The 3,593-nt window shown below is 36.3% G+C and carries 5 protein-coding genes; all 5 read left to right on the top strand.

What is annotated here, in order from left to right; genetic code table 11:
- On the top strand, positions 1–302 hold a 302-nt coding region (locus AC1DJR_RS21895), incomplete at its 5' end, for a PTS sugar transporter subunit IIB (protein ID WP_477003490.1).
- An 11-nt stretch (positions 303–313) separates the two neighbouring features.
- Positions 314–1,597, top strand: a complete 1,284-nt coding sequence (locus AC1DJR_RS21900) for a PTS sugar transporter subunit IIC (protein WP_429688695.1) — start codon at positions 314–316, stop codon at positions 1,595–1,597.
- Positions 1,598–1,675: 78 nt separating this feature from the next.
- Entirely contained in the window at positions 1,676–1,942 is a 267-nt protein-coding gene (locus tag AC1DJR_RS21905; protein ID WP_002136308.1) for a hypothetical protein, read from the top strand.
- Positions 1,943–1,963: 21 nt separating this feature from the next.
- A complete protein-coding gene (gene anmK / locus AC1DJR_RS21910) occupies positions 1,964–3,115 on the top strand; it encodes an anhydro-N-acetylmuramic acid kinase AnmK (RefSeq protein ID WP_113735042.1) in 1,152 nt (383 codons plus the stop codon).
- Positions 3,116–3,133: 18 nt separating this feature from the next.
- On the top strand, positions 3,134–3,593 hold a 460-nt coding region (locus AC1DJR_RS21915), incomplete at its 3' end, for a BadF/BadG/BcrA/BcrD ATPase family protein (RefSeq protein ID WP_477003491.1).

The raw sequence follows: 3,593 nt of genomic DNA on the forward strand, positions 1-3,593 counted from the left end.
AAGTTTTATTCGTTTGTTCTGGAGGAATGTCCAGCGCAATTGTTGTAAACGCTTTAAAAAAAGAAGCAGAGAAAAAAGGTATGAACATGGAAGTGCATGCTATTGGAACAAGTGAGGTGGAGGAAGAAGTAAAGAATGGTTGGGATGTTGTAATGGTTGCACCTCAAGTTAGACATCGATTTGACGCTGTAAAAAAACTTACAGAACAAGAATCTATTCCGTGCGGTATTATTCCGCCGCAAGCATACACGCCGCTTGGTGGACCGACTTTATTAAAAACTGTAAATGAATTAATTAGTTAGGGGGAAGCGTTATGAATAAGTTTGTCACGTTTCTTGATAAAAACTTATCTGGACCGATGGCAAGGCTTTCTGAACAGAGGCATTTACAAGCAATCCGTGATGGAGTTATTTCGGCGTTACCATTTATTATCGTAGGGAGTTTCTTTTTAATAGTAGCATTTCCACCATTACCGAAAGATAGTTTCATATCAGTTTGGGCATTGAAAAATCAAACAAGTATATTAATACCATATCGTTTAACGATGTTTATTATGTCTTTATATATAGCATTTGGTATAGGATACAATTTAGCGAAAAGTTATAAGTTAGATGCTTTATCAGGGGCACAGTTAGCAGTATGCTCACTACTTTTAACATTGACGCCCGAATTAATCGATAAAAAAGGATTTATGCTTCCGATGACAAATCTCGGGGGGCATGGATTATTCGTAACGATGATCGTATCTATTTTATCAGTAGAGATTTTAAGATTTTGTAAGACGAAAAATGTAATGATTAAAATGCCAGAACAAGTACCGCCGTCTGTTTCACGTTCGTTTGAAGCACTTATACCTGCTGCATTCGTAATTATTTTAATGAGTTTAGTAACTGTCGTTTTTAGTATTGATTTCCACCATGTTGTTGATAAATTAGCAGCACCGTTAGTAAAAGCTGGTGATAGTTATTTCGGTGTAATCATTCCAGTGTTTTTAATTACATTTTTTTGGTCATTCGGAATCCATGGTGTGTCGGTTGTTGGAACTGTTGCTCGGCCATTATGGGAAGTATACTTAGGGAAAAATGGTGAAGCAGTTGCTAGTGGAGCAGATCAGTTGCCATACATATCACCAGAGCCGTTATACCAATGGTTTATATGGATTGGCGGTTCTGGTGCGACGTTAGGGCTTGTATTAGCTATGATTGTATTTGGTCGATCAAAATATTCGAAAGCATTATCAAGAACTTGTATTGTTCCTGGTATTTTTAATATTAATGAACCTGTTATTTTCGGATTRCCGATTGTACTAAATCCAATTTTAATTATCCCGTTTATCATTACACCACTMGTAACAGCAACTGTTGCATATTCAGCAACTGCGATGGGATTTGTAACGCCAACACATATTATGCCGCCGTGGACATTACCAGCTCCAATTGGCGCGTATTTAGCCACAGGTGGAGATTGGCGTGCAGTAGTATTAGTTTTTATAAATATAGCAATATCATTCCTTATTTACCTACCATTCTTTAAAATGTACGACAAAAACATGCTTGAAATTGAGAAAAATGGTGATGGGGAATCTGTTAATCCGTAAGTTTTATATTTTATTTTTGAGTGATAGGCATTTTGTCTATCACTTCTTTCACATTAAGTCCAGAGAGGATGAAATAGAATGAATATAAAATTTAGCTATAAAGGTGTATTTTTGTTGTTATTTGGAGTGATATGTGCAAATTTACTTTTCGTACCTTTATTAAGGATGCTAAATCTATCACAAATGCATAGTATATGGCTCGTTACAAGCTTTGCGGCAAGTATTTTGCTTACGGTAGTTGTTTCTTTCATTGATGGATCGTTTGCATCGAAAGCACAGTTGTTTTTTAGATTTATATTGTTTTCTGTAGGTTGTACGTTGTTTACTTACATAATTGTTTTTTAGTGAATAGGGGGCATGTATATTATGTATATTGCAGGGATAATGTCCGGTACATCGTTAGACGGAATAGATGTAGCGCTCGTTCATATAGAAGGAAACGGTGTAGATTCTAAAGTCGAACTCATACATTTTACTACTGTTCCATTTTGTAAGGATATAAAAAATGAGATACTGCAGGCTTTATCAATTGATACATCTAATGTTCAATTGATATGCAGTTTGAACTTTAAACTTGGTTTATGTTTCGCCAATGCTGTAAAGGAAGTTTGTAAACAGGCTGATTTGTCGCTAAAACAATTAGATTTAATAGGTTCTCACGGACAAACGATTTATCATCAACCAGCACCAGAAGGTAATATTATTTCTTCAACATTTCAAATTGGGGAACCAGCAGTTATTGCGTATGAAACGAACACTACGGTTATCTCTAATTTTCGAACGATGGATATGGCAGCAGGGGGACAAGGTGCGCCACTTGTGCCATATTCAGAGGTCATTTTGTATCGTCATCAAACTAAAAATAGATTACTACAAAATATTGGCGGAATCGGTAATGTTACAGTAATACCAAGTCATCTAAGTGATAAGAGCGTTATTGCTTTTGATACTGGCCCAGGAAATATGGTAATCGATGATGTATGTCAAAGATTATTTCAGTTGCCATATGATCAAAATGGTAGGATTGCAAAACAAGGAGTAGTTGTAGATGAAATTTTGACATATTGTATGAACCATCCATTTTTGAAAATGAATCCACCGAAATCAACTGGTAGAGAACAGTTTGGAGAAGAGTTTGTAAGTGAATTATTGAAGCGGTTTGAAAAGCATGGTAAAGAAAATCTTTTGACGACTGTCACGATGTTTACAGCAAGTTCAATTGTTCATCATTATAAGGAGTTTATTCTGCCGTATTATGAAATCGATGAAGTAATTTTAGGTGGTGGGGGCAGTTATAATCGTACACTTGTTGAAATGATACGAAATGGATTGAAGGAAGAAAAGTGCGCGATATTCATTCAAGAAGATATAGGCTATTCTTCAGAGGCGAAAGAAGCAATCGCCTTTGCGATATTAGCAAACGAAACGCATCATCGTAATCCGAGTAATGTGCCAAGCGCAACAGGTGCAAAGCAATCTGTAGTTTTAGGGAATATAACATTCCCTCCAATAAGATGATGAAAATGAGGCGAACATATGAAGTATATGATTGGAGTAGATGGTGGGGGCACGAAGACAGAAGCAATTGCATTTGATCAAGACGGAAACGAAGTTGTAAGAGGTACGAGTGGGTTTGGAAATATATTAATAGATTATGAAAAAGCAGTTTCGCATATTATGGAGGCGATCGATCAATGCAAGAAAGCTTTAATAGATGGGCACTGCGTTTGTATTTGTTTAGGGTTAGCGGGTATAAGTGGAGCGAATACAAATGAATTAACATTACGATTAATAAAGAAATATGAAACGAAAATTGAAGTTTTTAATGACGCAATGATTGCACATGCAGCTGCTTTAAAAGGGAAGGATGGAATTTTAACGATTGGCGGTACAGGCGCAATTTGTATTGGAAAGAAAGGAGAAGTGTACGAGTATAGTGGTGGATGGGGACATATTTTAGGCGATGAAGGAAGCGGATATTGGATTGCGTTACAAG

The organism is Bacillus sp. 05T31 (assembly GCF_056396725.1).